Genomic DNA, 14,664 nt, shown 5'->3' on the forward strand with positions numbered 1-14,664 from the left:
GCACGCTCGCGGCGGGCCCCTGCACGGGGGCCGAGGAGCCGGGGGGCTGCCGGAGCCGGGCGCGGCTAGCCGCGGGGGGCCGGCGGCGGGACGGGCGGCAGCGGCGGGCGCGGTGGTGAGGTCACCGCGGAGGGCAGGGCGCCCCCCGGGCGGCCCAGGTCGTCCCGGCTGTCCAGGACGGCGGCCACCAGGTAGGTCAGGACGGCGAAGAACGGCCCGACCGCCAGCGCCGCACCGGCGCCCAGGCTGAGCCCGGTGGTGACCGTGGCGCCGACCTCGGCGAGCTGCGCATCGGTGGGCCCGGCGCCCAGCCGCTCGCCCAGCTGCCAGGCGACCACGCCGGCCGCCAGCGACCCGGTGGCCAGCGCGGCCAGCGTCAGCGCGCCGCGGTGGGCGCGCAGCAGTGCCCACCCGGCGAGGCCGGCGAGCAGCCCGAGCGCGGCCAGCAGCAGCACGAAGACGCCGTCGTCGGCCATGAAGATCTCCGCCGACACCGGCCCGTCGACCGGGACGACGTCGGTGTCGGTGACCCGGTAGTCGGCCCGCGGGGCCAGCCACAGCCACAGCCCCCCGGCGACCAGCCCGCAGGCGGCGAGCGCGACCACGGTGACCAGCGCCGGCCGCAGGTCGGCCCGGCTGTCCCGGAGCCCGGGCGCGCCGGCCGGACGGGCCGGCGCCCAGCTCGACGCCGTCACCGACGGCCCGCCCGGGACCGGCGGAGCGGGCGCCGCCGGTCCGCTGGGCACCGCGGGACCGGGGCGCAACGGCCGGCCCGGGCCGGCGGGACGGGGATCGCTCACCGCTCCATCCTCACCCGCGCCCTGCGGCCCCCGCCGAGGGCCCCGTCCCGAGGCTCGTGCCGAGCGTGCCAGGCACGAGGCCCGGCCCCCGTGCAGGGTCCCGCCGCGAGCTCGCGAGTGGTGGGGGGGGCACGGGGGTCCTTCCACCTCTCTCACAGCAGGGCGACGCTCGTCGGCCCCAGCAGTGCCTTGATGTCGCCCATCAGTGCGGTGCTGGGGCGCACCCGCAGCCCCTGGTCCAGACGCAGGACCGTCTCCCGGCCGCCGTTGAGCAGCTTCAGCTGCACCTCGGTGGTGCCCGGGTGGCTGCCCAGCACCTCGCGCAGCCGCTCCACGACCGGCGGGGTGCACCGGGCGGCGGGCATCGACACCAGCACCGGCCCGCGCGGCCCCTCGGTGAGCTCGGGGACGGTCACCTCCGAGGCGAACAGCGAGGGGGTGTCGTCGCGGCGGCTGATCCGCCCCTTGACCACCACGATCTGGTCCCGGACCACCTTGTCCGACACCTGCGCCCAGGTCTTGGGGAAGAACAGCACCTCCAGCCCGGCCTCGAGGTCCTCGATGGTGGCGATCGCCCACGGGGCGCCCTGCTTGTTGGTGCGCGGGCCGACCGCGGTCAGGATGCCGGCGATGGTCACGTTCGCGCCGTCCTCGACCCCCCCGGCGATGATCTCGGCGAGTGCGGTGTCGGCGTGCGAGGTGAGCACGTGCTCCACCCCGTGCAGCGGGTGGTCGGAGACGTAGAGGCCGAGCATGTCGCGCTCGAAGACCAGGCGCTCGGCCTTGGACCAGTCGGCGGTCGGGATCGGGATGTCCAGCGCGGCGCTCAGCGGGTCGCCGAGCTCGCCGCCGCCGTCCTCGCCGAAGCTGCCGAAGAGGTCGAACTGCCCCTCGGCCTCCTTGCGCTTGAGGCTCATCGCGGAGTCGACGGCCTGGGCGTGGATGGCCGCGATGCCCTGCCGGGAGTGGCCCAGGGAGTCGAACCCACCGGCCTTGGCGAGGGACTCGATGACCTTCTTGTTGCAGGCCACCGTGTCGATCTTGCGCATGAAGTCGGCGAAGTCCTTGAACGCGCCCTTCTCCTCGCGCGCCCGGACGATCGACTCGACCACGTTGGTGCCGACGTTGCGCACCGAGGCCAGCCCGAACCGGATGTCGTTGCCGACGGCGGTGAAGTCCCAGGAGGACTCGTTGACGTCGGGCGGGAGCACCTTGATGCCCATCCGCCGGCACTCGGCCAGGTAGACCGGGCGGCGGTCCTTGTCGTCGCCGACGCTGGTCAGCAGCCCGGCCATGTACTCGGCCGGGTAGTTGGCCTTGAGGTAGGCCGTCCAGTAGGAGACCAGGCCGTAGGCCGCCGAGTGGGCCTTGTTGAACGCGTAGTCGGCGAACGGGACCAGGATGTCCCAGAGCGTCTTGACCGCGGCGGCGGAGAAGCCGTTGGCCTTCATCCCGGCCTCGAAGCCGACGAACTCGGCGTCCAGCACCGACTTCTTCTTCTTGCCCATCGCACGGCGCAGCAGGTCGGCCTTGCCGAGGGAGTACCCGGCGACCTTCTGCGCGATCGCCATGACCTGCTCCTGGTACACGATCAGGCCGTAGGTCTGACCCAGGATCTCCGCGAGCGGCTCGGCCAGCTCGGGGTGGATCGGGGTGATCTCCTGCTGACCGTTCTTGCGCAGCGCGTAGTTCGTGTGCGAGTTCGCGCCCATCGGGCCGGGGCGGTAGAGCGCGCCGACGGCGGAGATGTCCTCGAAGTTGTCCGGGCGCATCAGCCGCAGCAGCGAGCGCATCGGGCCGCCGTCGAACTGGAACACCCCGAGCGTCTCACCGCGGGAGAGCAACTCGTAGGTGGCCGGGTCGGTGAGGTCCTTGCTGATCTCGTCGAGGTCGACCGGCGCCTTGCCGTTGATGACGATGTTGCGCAGCGCGTCGTCGATGACCGTGAGGTTGCGCAGGCCCAGGAAGTCCATCTTGAGCAGGCCGAGCGTCTCGCAGGTCGGGTAGTCGAACTGCGTGATGATCGCGCCGTCGGACTCGCGCCGCATGATCGGGATGCTGTCGATCAGCGGGTAGCGCCCGATGATGACCCCCGCCGCGTGCACGCCCCACTGCCGCTTGAGGCCCTCGAGCTTGCGGGCCTGGTCGACGACCTCGGCGGCACCCGGGTCGGACTCGTAGCGGGCGCGGAACTCCGCGGCCTCCTTGTACCGGTCGTGCTTGGGGTCGAAGATCCCCGACAGCGGGATGTCCTTGCCCATGACGCCCGGCGGCATCAGCTTGGTCAGCTCGTCGCCCACCGAGTAGGGCCGGTCGAGCACCCGGGCGGCGTCCTTGATCGCGGCCTTGGCCTTGATGGTGCCGTAGGTGACGATCTGGCTGACCCGCTCCTCGCCGTACTTCTGCGAGACGTACTGGATCACCTCGCCGCGGCGGCGGTCGTCGAAGTCGATGTCGACGTCGGGCATGGACACGCGCTCGGGGTTCAGGAAGCGCTCGAAGATCAGCCCGTGCTGCAGCGGGTCCAGGTCGGTGATGCCCATGGCGTAGGCGGCCAGCGAGCCGGCGGCCGAACCGCGGCCGGGGCCCACCCGGATGCCGTTGTCCTTGGCCCAGTTGATGAAGTCGGCGACCACGAGGAAGTACCCCGGGAAGCCCATCTGGGTGATGATCCCGACCTCGTAGTCGGCCTGCTTGCGCACGTGGTCGGGGATGCCGTTCGGGTAGCGCTTGTGCAGCCCGCGCTCGACCTCCTTCACGAACCAGGAGGTCTCGTCCTCGCCCTCGGGCAGCGGGAAGCGGGGCATCAGGTCGGCGCCCTCGGTGAACTGCACCTCGCACTGCTCGGCGACCAGCAGGGTGTTGTCGCAGGCCTCGGGCATCTCGCGGAACAGCGAGCGCATCTCCGCGGCGGACTTCAGGTAGTAGCCGTCGCCGTTGAACTTGAAGCGGTTGGGCTCGTTGAGCCGGGAACCGGTCTGGATGCACAGCAGGGCGTCGTGGGCCTGCGCGTCCTCCCGGTGGGTGTAGTGCAGGTCGTTGGTGCCCAGCAGCGGGATGCCCAGCTCCTTGGCGATCTCCAGCAGGGCGGGCTTGGTCTTCTTCTCGATCGACAGACCGTGGTCCATGACCTCGGCGTAGAAGTTCTCACGCCCGAAGATGTCCTGGAAGTCCGCGGCGGCCTGGCGGGCCTTGTCGTGCTTGCCGGCGCGCAACCACATGTTGACCTCACCGGACGGGCACCCGGTGGTGGCGATCAGGCCCTTGCCGTACCGCTCCAGCAGGTCGCGGTCGAACCGCGGCTTGCGGTACTGGCCCTCCAGGCTGGCCAACGAGGAGATGCGGAAGAGGTTGTGCATCCCCTCGGTGGTGCGGGCCAGCAGCGTCATGTGCGTGTAGGCGGCCTTGCCGCGGTTGGACCCGCCGTCGCCCTCCTCGTCGATCAGCTTGTCGCCGAAGTCGAACGGGGCGCGGTCGAACCGGGAGCCGGGCGTGTAGTAGCCCTCCATGCCGATGATCGGCTTGACCCCGGCCGCGTTGGCCTGCTTGTAGAAGTCGTAGGCGCCGAACACGTTGCCGTGGTCGGTCATCGCCAGCGCCGGCATGCCCTCGGCGGCGGCGGCCTTCGTGACCTCACCGAGCTTCGCGGCCCCGTCGAGCATCGAGTACTCGGTGTGCACGTGCAGGTGCACGAAGTTCTCGGACGACGGGGTGCTGCTCATGCTGTGGGGTGCTCCTCACGGTCGTGCGCACCGCCTGCCCACCGGCGGGTGGGCAGGGGCGGCGGGTGGTTCTGGGTGACCGGCGGGGAAGGCCGTTCGGTGGTGCTCCGCGACGTGCGGTGGTGCTCCGGGACTGCGCTCGCGCGGGGACCGGTGCCCCGATCCTCGCACCTCCTGAGTCCTACGCCGAGGGTCCGACAGGACGTGTCTCCGCGATCCGGACCACTCCGTCACACCGGCCCCGCGCGCTCCGCACCGAGCTGGCCAGAGCGCTCCGCGCCGAGCTGACCAGAGCCCTCCGCGCCGAGGCCGCGGCACATCGGCACGTGGGCGATCCCGACCTCCTCGTGCTCCTCGCCGACGCAGGTGTACCCGGCCCGCTCGTAGAACCGCCGGGCCGTCACCTGGGCGTGCAGCTCCACCGCGACCTGACCGCGGGCGGCCGCCTCGCGGTGCAGCACCTCGAGCACCGCCGCGCCGTGGCCCCGGCCCCGGACTGCGGCGTCGGCGGCCATCCGGCCGATCACCGCGCGGCCGGGCCCGGCGGCGTCGGGCAGCAAGCGGCCGGTCGCCACCACCCGGCCCGCGTCGTCCCGGCTGACCGCGTGCACGGCCGTCGCGTCGGCGTCGTCGCGCTCCAGCTCGGCGGGGACGCCCTGCTCCAGCACGAACACCCGGTGCCGCAGGGCCGTGACCTCCGGCCAGTCCTCGGCGGTGGCCACCGTGGCCCGGGGCGCGCTCACCGCAGCGCCACCGGGAGCGCCGAGGAGGGCACCAGCAGGAAACGCAGGTCGATCGCCGCGTGCAGCAGCACCGGCAGCAGCAGCGACCCGGTGCCCAGGTAGACCGCGGCCAGGACGCCGCCCAGCACGCCGGTGGTCAGCACCCCGGTCAGCCCCTGGTAGGCGTGCGCCAGGCCGAAGGCGGCACCGGCGACCAGCACGAGCAGACCGGCCGGCAGCGCCGGCACCAGCGCGGCGACCACGGCGAGGAAGAAGCCGCGGTACAGCCACTCCTCGCAGACCCCGGCGGTGACCCCCACCAGGCCGAAGAGCCGGCGCTCGGAGCGGCTGCGCGGCAGCAGCGCGAGCGTCGCGTGGCCCGGCGGCTCGGCGTGCCGCGCCTCCCCCGGCCGGGTCCGCCGCAGGGCCTCCGGCGGGGGGCCGGCCACCGCGCCGCCGCGCAGCGCCCGGGTGGACAGCAGGACGAGCAGCAGGAGCGCGACCACGGCCGCCCAGGTGAACGGTCCCGGCCAGCGGGTCGGCCAGCCCAGGCCGACAGCGGCGGCCGAGACCCCGGGCGCGGCCAGCCAGACCACCAGCACGACGAGCGCCAGCCCCCACTCGAGCACCAGCAGCCGGCGGTAGAACGACCGGCGGGCGGCCGGGTCGCTGCGCAGCCGCCCCTCGAAGCGCCGGTGCAGCACGTAGCCGACGAACGGCTCCCCGACCACCAGGTAGACCGCGACGATCCCCGCCGCCAGCTGCGCCGGACCGAAGTCGGCGAAGGAGGCGGGCAGGGCGGTCGCCGCGGTCACGAGGGGCGGGGCTCAGTTCTCGGCGCGCAGGACGGCCAGCGCACCGGCCAGGTCGGCGGGGTGGTCGCTGGTGAACTCCACCCAGCGCCCGTCGGCGGGGTGGGCGAAGCCGAGCCGCACGGCGTGCAGCCACTGCCGGGACACGCCCAGCCGGGCGGCCAGCGTCGGGTCGGCGCCGTAGGTCATGTCGCCGACGCAGGGGTGCCGCAGCGCGGAGAAGTGCACCCGGATCTGGTGGGTGCGCCCGGTCTCCAGGTGCACGTCGACCAGGCTGGCCGCCGGGAACGCCTCGACCACCTCGTAGTGGGTGACCGACGGGCGGCCGCCGGTCACCACGGCGAACCGCCAGTCGTGCTTGGGGTGCCGGTCGATGGGGGCGTCGATGGTGCCCTTGGACGGGTCGGGGTGGCCCTGCACGAGGGCCTGGTAGCCCTTGTCGACCGTGCGCTCCTTGAACGCCGCCTTGAGCAGCGTGTAGGCGCGCTCGCTCTTGGCCACCACCATCAGCCCGGTGGTGGCGGCGTCCAGCCGGTGCACGATGCCCTGCCGCTCGGCGGCACCGCTCGTGCTGATCCGGTAGCCGGCCGCGGCCAGCCCGCCGGTGACGGTCGGGCCGTCCCAGCCCGGGCTGCCGTGCGCGGCGACGCCGACCGGCTTGTCGATGACGACCACGTCGTCGTCGTCGTGGACGACGGTGAGCCCCTCGACCGGCTGCGGCGCGACCGGCTCGCCGGGCGGCGGCGGGAGCTCGACCTCCAGCCAGCTGCCCCCCGACAGGCGGTCGCCCTTGCCCCGGGCCCGCCCGTCGACGACGACCGCGCCGGCGTCGGCCAGCTCCGCGGCCACGGCCCGGGTGAGCCCGAAGAGCCGGGTGAGCGCCTGGTCGACCCGCTGGCCCTCGAGGCCGTCGGGCACCGGCAGAGCGCGGAGCTCCCCCCGGCGGCCGTCGGTCGAGGTCGGGCCGGGAGAGCTGGTCACCGCCCCATTGTGCAGAAGGACCCCGTCCTCCTCACCGCTCGCACGCTCGCGGCGAGCCTCCGGGCGGGCCGCGCTCAGCTCTCGGTGCGGTCGGCGGCTCGGCTGCCGTCGAACTCGATGCCGCGGAAGGCCAGCAGCGCGCCCAGCACGCCGCCGCAGACGATCGCCGAGTCGGCCACGTTGAAGATCGGCCACACGGCGCCGTAGGGGTCGAACAGGGAGACGAAGTCGACGACGCCACCCCGCAGGAAGCCCGGGTCGCGGAACACCCGGTCGACCAGGTTGCCCAGCGCCCCGCCGAGGACCAGGCCCAGGGCCACGGCCCAGCCGGTGGAGAACAGCTTCCGGGCGCTGCGGACGATCACCACGACCACCGTGACGGCGATCAGCGTGAACACCGCGGTCGCGCCCTCGGCGAAGGAGAAGGCGGCGCCGGTGTTGCGCGCCTCGGTCAGGTAGACCGCACCGCCCAGCAGCCGCAGCGGCTCACGGTCGGACAGCGTGGCGACCACCAGCAGCTTGGTGGCCAGGTCCAGCGCCAGGATGCCGGCGGCCAGGCCCAGCAGCAGTGCCGCCCGCGGCCGGCGCACCGGGGTGGGTGCGCCCTCCGCCGGGGACGTCGAGGTCTCGGGCTGCTCGGACATCGCCGTCCTCCCCGCTGGCGGCCCCGGTGGCCACGTCCGCCGACGACGATAGCGGCGGGGGCCTCTGCCGCCGCCTGCCACGCTGACCCGGTCACCCGGTGACCGGTCGCGGGCGGCGGGCGCCGGCTCCCCCGGGTGCGGTCGTCGTGAGGTGGGCGCCACGCCGGGTGGGGGCACGTGCTGCGCCGGGGGGAGGCGCAGGGCACCCTCGAGGACGGCGGCCTGTGATGCATCTCATCCCCTCAGTTCGGGGGGAGCACCCGGTTCCGGCCGTGTCGTCCTGAGCGGCGGACGACGATGGGTGGGTACGCACTTGAGTCACGGAGGCAGATCTTGACCACGGATGGTTCCTCGAACCCCGACGTAGTCCTCGTCGGCGGCGGCATCATGAGCGCGACGCTGGCCGCGCTGCTCGGCATCGTCGCGCCGGACTGGACCGTCCAGGTGTTCGAGTCCGGCACCGAGGTGGCCGGGGAGAGCTCCGGTCCGTGGAACAACGCCGGCACCGGGCACTCCGCACTGTGCGAGCTGAACTACACCCCGGCCCGCCCCGACGGCACGGTCGACCCGGCCAAGGCCGTGGGGATCAACGAGCAGTTCCAGGTGTCCCGCCAGTTCTGGTCGCACCTGGTGCGCAGCGGGCTGACCGACTCCCCCAAGACCTTCATCACCTCGGTGCCGCACGTCAGCTTCGTCACCGGCACCGAGGGCCACCGGTACATGCGCAACCGCTACGAGGCCCTGGCACCGCAGCCGCTGTTCGCCGGCCTCGAGTTCACCGACGACCCCGCCGTCCTCGCCGACTGGCTGCCGCTGATGATGACCGACCGGTCCGCCGGCGAGCCCGTCGCGGCCACCCGGTCGCTGGCCGGCACCGACGTCAACTTCGGTGCGCTGACCCGGCTGCTGCTGGAGGACGTCGTCGGCCGCGGGGTGCAGCTGCACCTGCAGCACCGGGTGCGGAAGGTCCGGCGGGAGCGGGACGGCCGCTGGGCGACCACCGTCACCGACCTGACCAGCGGCAAGCAGCGCACCGTGCACAGCCGGTTCCTGTTCGTCGGCGCCGGCGGCGGGGCGCTGCCCCTGCTGCAGGGCGCGGGCATCCCGGAGATCCGCGGCTTCGGTGGCTTCCCGGTGAGCGGGCAGTTCCTCCGCACCCGCAACCCGGAGCTGGTGGCCCGGCACCAGGCGAAGGTCTACGGCCAGGCGAAGGTCGGGGCGCCGCCGATGTCGGTGCCGCACCTGGACCTGCGGCTCATCGACGGCGAGCAGGCCCTGCTGTTCGGCCCCTACGCCGGCTTCTCCCCCAAGTTCCTCAAGGCCGGCTCGATGTGGGACCTCCCGCGCTCGGTGCGCGGCGGCAACCTGGGCTCGATGCTGGGCGCCGGGATCGCCAACATCCCCCTCACCCGGTACCTGATCGGCCAGGTGCTCCAGTCGACGTCGGCCCGGTTCCGGGCGCTCGAGGAGTTCGTGCCGACCGCCGAGCAGGACGACTGGGAGCTGATCACCGCCGGTCAGCGGGTGCAGGTCATCAAGCAGGACCCGACGACCGGGCGCGGTGTGCTGCAGTTCGGCACCGAGCTGATCGTCGGCGCCGAGGGCACGATCGCCGGGCTGCTCGGCGCCTCCCCCGGTGCCTCCACCGCCACCTCGGCCATGCTCACGCTCCTGGAGCGCTGCTTCCCCGACCGGATCGACGCCTGGCGGCCGCTGCTGCAGGAGGCCATCCCCTCCTACGGCCGCGAGCTGTCCGCCGAGCCCGAGTTGCTGGCCCAGGTGCGCGCCGACACCACCAGGACCCTGGAGCTGCAGGGCTGACCTGCAGCGGCCTCCGCCCGCCGTCCCCGGGTCGAGCCGCGCCGGCTGGGGTCGAGCCTCGCCCTGACGCGGCTCGACCCCGCCCCAACCGGGTCGACCCGGACGGCGACCGCCCCGGGCCGTGACACCGACCGACCCGCACCTGCCGGCTCACCGCCCGGGCCGACAGCCGGCTCGACCATGCCCGGGCTGACCCCCCGACACTGCCCGGGGTTGAGCCGCCTCAGCAGGGGTTGAGCCGCGTCGTGGCGCGGCTCAACCCCCGCTGAGGCGGCTCAACCCGGATGCTGGCAGCGTTCGACGAGACCGAGCGGGGGCTCAACGCCTCCCCGTGGCTCGTCAGCGGACCGGGTGCAGCTCCGGGCGGGGGGCCGGGTGGCGGGCCACTGGCTCAGTCGCTCTCGCTGGGCTGGCCGGCCTCGCCGCGCCAGGTGGCGAGCCGGCCGGCCCGGCTGACCGCCCGCAGCCGGCGCTCGGCCTCGGCGCGGGAGCCGCGCGCGGACACCAGCAGCGCCTGGTCCCCCCGCATGAGCCGGGTGTCCCGGTCGGGTACGAAGGGCCGCCCGTCCCGGACGACCAGCACGACCGCGGCGTCCTCGGGCAGCCGCAGCTCGGGCAGGTAGACCCCGTGCAGCCGGGAGCTCTCCGGCACCCGCAGCTGCATCAGCTCCGCGCCCAGCTCGTCCAGCGGCGCCGACTCCACGTCGATGTCGCGCGGGGTGACCGGGGTGGCGATCCGCAGCAACCGCGCCACCCAGGGCAGGGACCAGCCCTGGATGAGCGTGAAGACCACGACGAGCACGAACACCGTGTCGAAGATCCGCTCCGCCCCGGGCACCTGGGCCGCGACCGGGAAGGTCGCCAGCACGATGGGCACCGCGCCACGCAGCCCGGCCCAGGAGATGAACAGCTGCTGCGAGATCGGCATCCGGAACCACACCAGGCTGAGCAGCACCGACAGCGGCCGGGCGACGAGGAGCAGGGCGCCGCCGACGAGCAGGGCGGGCAGCAGCGCATCCGGCAGCCGGGATGGGGAGACGAGCAGCCCCAGCAGCACGAACAGCCCGATCTGGGCCAGTGACGCCAGCCCCTCGGCGAAACCGATGCTGGCCGCCCGGTGCGGCAGCGGCGCGTTGCCCAGCAGCAGGCCGCAGAGGTAGACCGCGACGATCCCCGAGGTGTGCGCGAGGGTGGCGGTGGAGTAGGCCAGCACGCACAGCGCCAGCATCGCCAGCGGGTAGAACCCGGCCAGCGGCAGTGCCGCCCGGCGGAGCAGCCACGCGCCGCCGAAGCCGATCGCGAGCCCGATCGCCGAACCACCGGCGAGCTCGACGAGCACCTCGACCAGCACCAGGTACCACACGTCCGACGTGCCGCCGGTCAGCTGCTCGGAGAGGACGAGGACCAGCAGGATGACCGGGGCGTCGTTCAGCCCGCTCTCGGCCTCGAGCGAGGCGGCCAGCCGGCGGGGCAGCGGCAGCCGGCGCAACGTGGCGAACACCGCCGCGGCATCGGTCGAGCTGATGACCGCGGCCAGCAGCACGGCGAAGCCCCACGCGTAGCCCAGGAGCCACACGGTGACCGCCGCGGTCACCGCGATGCTCACGGCCACCCCCACCGTCGCCAGGGTCAGCCCCGGACCGATGGCACGCCGGAGGTCCGACCACCGGGTCGTCAGCCCGCCCTCGGCGAGGATCACCACGAGCGCGGCCACCCCGAGGGTCTGGGTGAGCTCGACGTCCTCGAACTCGACACCGAGGCCGCTCTCCCCGATCGCCATGCCCAGGGCCAGGTAGATGAGCAGCGAGGGCAGTCCCAGGCGATCGGCCAGCCGCAGCGCCACTGCCGCGACGAGCACCACCAGCGCGCCGATGGCCAGCGCGAGGGTGACCGTCGTGTTCATCGGCGCTCCCCCATGGGGGCAGTCTCCCGTACCGGGCCGCCGGGCCCGGCACCCGGCGCGGACCGGCGGCTGCGCGGGGCGGGTGGCGGGGTCGGGGATGATGGGCACCGTGAGTGCTCCCGCCGGGCCGTTCCGGGCCCTTCCCCCGCAGGTCGACCTGCCGGCCCTCGAGCACGAGGTCCTCGAGCAGTGGGAGGCCGACAAGGTCTTCGCCCGCTCGCTCGAGGGGTCGGCCGACAAGCCGCAGTGGGTCTTCTACGAGGGCCCGCCCACCGCCAACGGGCGGCCGGGCACCCACCACATCGAGGCCCGGGCGTTCAAGGACGTCTTCCCCCGGTTCAAGACCATGCAGGGCTGGCACGTGCCCCGCCGCGCCGGCTGGGACTGCCACGGGCTCCCGGTCGAGATCGCCGTCGAGCAGGAGCTGGGCTTCGCCGGCAAGCCGGACATCGAGCGGTTCGGCATCGCCGAGTTCAACGCCAAGTGCCGGGAGTCGGTCGAGCGGCACGTCGACGCCTTCGCCGAGCTCACCCACCGGATGGGCTACTGGGTCGACATGTCGACCGCCTACCGGACGATGGACGCCAGCTACATCGAGAGCGTCTGGTGGTCGCTGAAGCAGGTGTTCGACAAGGGCCTCCTGGTCGAGGACCACCGGGTGGCGCCCTACTGCCCGCGCTGCGGCACCGGCCTGTCCGACCACGAGGTCGCCCAGGGCTACGAGACGCTGACCGACCCCTCGGTCTACGTCCGGCTGCCGATCACCAGCGGTGAGTGGGCCGGCCAGGCCGACCTGCTGATCTGGACGACGACCCCCTGGACGCTGCCGTCCAACACCGCGGTGGCCGTCCACCCCGACGTCACCTACGTGGTCGCCCGCACCGACGACGGCACCTTCGTCGTCGCCGAGCCGCTGCTGACCGCGGTCCTGGGTGAGGGCGCTGAGGTGCTCGCGCGCACCACCGGGCGCGACTGGGAGCGGGTGCGCTACCAGCGGCCGTTCGAGCTGGTCGAGTTCCCCGAGGGGGACGCGCACTACGTCGTCCTGGCCGACTACGTCACCACCGACGACGGCACCGGGCTGGTGCACCAGTCCCCCGCGTTCGGCGCCGAGGACTTCGCGGTGTGCCGCGGTTACGGCCTGCCGGTGGTCAACCCGATCGACCCGACCGGGCACTTCACCGCCGACGTCCCGCTGGTGGGCGGGCACTTCTTCAAGGCCGCCGACCCCACGCTGGTGCAGGACCTCGCCGACCGCGGCGTGCTGTACCGGGAGCTGCGCTACGAGCACAGCTACCCGCACTGCTGGCGCTGCCACACGCCGCTGATGTACTACGCCCAGCCGTCCTGGTACATCCGCACCAGCCAGGTCAAGGAGCAGCTGCTCGCGCAGAACGAGCGCACCCACTGGCACCCGGAGAGCATCCAGTGGGGCCGCTACGGCGACTGGCTGAACAACAACGTCGACTGGGCCCTGTCCCGCGACCGGTACTGGGGCACCCCGCTGCCCATCTGGCGCAACGACGCCGACCCCAGCCGCATGGTCGTGGTGGGCTCGCTGGCCGAGCTGTCGGAGCTGACCGGCACCGACCTGTCCGACCTCGACCCGCACCGGCCCTTCATCGACGACGTCACCTTCACCGTCGCCGGCGAGGAGGGCACCTACCGGCGGGTCCGGCAGGTCATCGACGCCTGGTACGACTCCGGCTCGATGCCCTTCGCCCAGTGGGGTGCACCGCACCGGAACCAGGCCGAGTTCGAGGCGGCCTACCCGGCGCAGTTCATCGCCGAGGCGATCGACCAGACCCGCGGCTGGTTCTACACGCTGATGGCCGTGGGCACGCTGGTCTTCGAGCAGAGCTCCTACGAGAACGTGCTCTGCCTGGGCCACATCCTGGCCGAGGACGGCCGGAAGATGAGCAAGCACCTGGGCAACATCCTCGAGCCCATGCCGCTGATGGACCGGCACGGCGCCGACGCCGTCCGCTGGTTCATGCTGGCCGGTGGCTCGCCCTGGTCGGCGCGCCGGGTCGGGCACGAGACGCTGTCCGAGGTCGTGCGCAAGGTCCTGCTGACCTACTGGAACACCGCGAGCTTCTTCACCCTCTACGCCGAGACCAACGGCTGGGACCCGGCCGCCAGCCCCGCTCCCCCGCGGGCGGAGCGGCCGCTGCTGGACCGCTGGGCGCTGGCCGAGCTGGCCTCGGTCACCGCCGGGGTCACCGACGCGCTCGAGCAGTTCGACACCCAGACCGCCGGCCGGCTGATCGCCGGCTTCGTCGACGACCTGTCCAACTGGTACGTCCGGCGCAGCCGGCGGCGCTTCTGGGACGGCGACCCGGCGGCCCTCGGCACCCTGCACGAGGTGCTCGACGGCCTGACCCGGCTGATGGCCCCCTTCACGCCGTTCCTCACCGAGCAGGTGTGGCGCAACGCCGTGCTGCCCGGTGCGGCAGGTGTCCCCGACTCGGTGCACCTGGCCAGCTGGCCGACCGTGGACGAGGACGCCCGGGACGACGAGCTCGTCGAGCAGGTCGCCCTGGTCCGCCGGCTGGTCGAGCTGGGGCGCTCGGCCCGCACCTCGGCCAAGGCCCGCACCCGGCAGCCGCTGGCCCAGGCGCTGATCGCCGCCCCGGGATGGTCGCAGCTGCCCCGGGACCTGGTCGGCGAGGTGGCCGAGGAGCTCAACGTCGCCGAGCTGACCGAGCTCGCCGCCGTCGACGGGTCGCTGGTCGACGTGTCGGTGAAGGTCGACTTCCGGGCGGTCGGCCGCCGGCTGGGCAAGCAGGTGCAGGCGGTCGCCGCCGCCGTCGCCGCGGCCGACCCGGCCGAGCTGGTCGCCGCCTACCGCACCGGTGCGGCCACCGTGCCGGTCGACGGCGCGGACGTGCCGCTGGCCGAGGGCGACCTGATCGTCACCGAGACACCGCGCGAGGGCTGGACGGTGGCGTCGGCCGGTGGGCTGACCGTCGCCCTGGACCTGACGCTCACCCCCGAGCTGGAGCGGGCCGGACTCGTCCGCGAGGTGGTCCGGCTGGTCCAGGACGCCCGCAAGTCCCGCGGCCTGGCCGTCAGCGACCGGATCGAGCTGTGGTGGACCGGGGAGGGCGCCATCGCCCAGGCGCTCACCGAGCAGGCCGAGCAGTTGTCCGGCGAGGTGCTGGCCACGGCGGTGCACGCGCAGGCCGCCGGCCCCGGCGAGCCGCTCGAGGCGCCCGCCGGCGCCTCGGTCTGGATCGCCCCGGCCGGCAGCTGACGA

The 14,664-nt window shown here is 73.6% G+C and carries 9 protein-coding genes; 2 read left to right on the forward strand and 7 right to left on the reverse strand.

Annotation, left to right across the window (positions count from 1 at the left end; translation table 11 throughout):
- Window positions 1-65: 65 nt before the first annotated feature.
- The 6 genes from ACJTNH_RS00655 to lspA all read right to left on the reverse strand — a co-directional run bounded on the left by ACJTNH_RS00655 (window position 66) and on the right by lspA (window position 7,681).
- A complete protein-coding gene (locus tag ACJTNH_RS00655) occupies window positions 66-800 on the reverse strand; it encodes a DUF2567 domain-containing protein (RefSeq protein ID WP_458172273.1) in 735 nt (244 codons plus the stop codon).
- 152 nt (window positions 801-952) lie between these two features.
- Window positions 953-4,522, reverse strand: coding sequence for a DNA polymerase III subunit alpha (dnaE, locus tag ACJTNH_RS00660; protein ID WP_458172274.1), 3,570 nt, complete (start codon window positions 4,520-4,522; stop codon window positions 953-955).
- 230 nt (window positions 4,523-4,752) lie between these two features.
- Window positions 4,753-5,265, reverse strand: a complete 513-nt coding sequence (locus ACJTNH_RS00665) for a GNAT family N-acetyltransferase (protein ID WP_458172275.1) — start codon at window positions 5,263-5,265, stop codon at window positions 4,753-4,755.
- Window positions 5,262-6,059 carry a CPBP family intramembrane glutamic endopeptidase gene (locus ACJTNH_RS00670; protein WP_458172276.1) on the reverse strand — a complete coding sequence of 266 codons (798 nt, stop codon included), beginning with the start codon at window positions 6,057-6,059 and terminating at the stop codon, window positions 5,262-5,264. Before ACJTNH_RS00670 ends, ACJTNH_RS00665 begins: the two co-directional genes overlap by 4 nt.
- 12 nt (window positions 6,060-6,071) lie before the next feature.
- The gene (locus tag ACJTNH_RS00675) at window positions 6,072-7,037 is read right to left on the reverse strand and encodes an RluA family pseudouridine synthase (protein ID WP_458172277.1); all 966 of its coding nucleotides are present in this window, start codon (window positions 7,035-7,037) and stop codon (window positions 6,072-6,074) included.
- A gap of 74 nt (window positions 7,038-7,111) precedes the next feature.
- Complete coding sequence (lspA, locus tag ACJTNH_RS00680) at window positions 7,112-7,681, reverse strand: signal peptidase II (RefSeq protein ID WP_458172278.1); 570 nt, start codon at window positions 7,679-7,681, stop codon at window positions 7,112-7,114.
- Between the two features lie 333 nt (window positions 7,682-8,014).
- Here lspA and mqo point away from each other — a divergent pair, with 333 nt between their 5' ends.
- On the forward strand, window positions 8,015-9,502 hold the full coding sequence (mqo, locus tag ACJTNH_RS00685; RefSeq protein ID WP_458172279.1) for a malate dehydrogenase (quinone): 1,488 nt from the start codon (window positions 8,015-8,017) through the stop codon (window positions 9,500-9,502).
- A gap of 391 nt (window positions 9,503-9,893) precedes the next feature.
- Here mqo and ACJTNH_RS00690 read toward each other — a convergent pair whose 3' ends face one another.
- Window positions 9,894-11,405, reverse strand: coding sequence for a potassium/proton antiporter (locus ACJTNH_RS00690; RefSeq protein WP_458172280.1), 1,512 nt, complete (start codon window positions 11,403-11,405; stop codon window positions 9,894-9,896).
- Between the two features lie 109 nt (window positions 11,406-11,514).
- Here ACJTNH_RS00690 and ileS point away from each other — a divergent pair, with 109 nt between their 5' ends.
- Entirely contained in the window at window positions 11,515-14,661 is a 3,147-nt protein-coding gene (ileS, locus tag ACJTNH_RS00695; RefSeq protein ID WP_458172281.1) for an isoleucine--tRNA ligase, read from the forward strand.
- The last annotated feature ends 3 nt before the right edge of the window (window positions 14,662-14,664 follow it).

The organism is Modestobacter lacusdianchii (assembly GCF_054177765.1).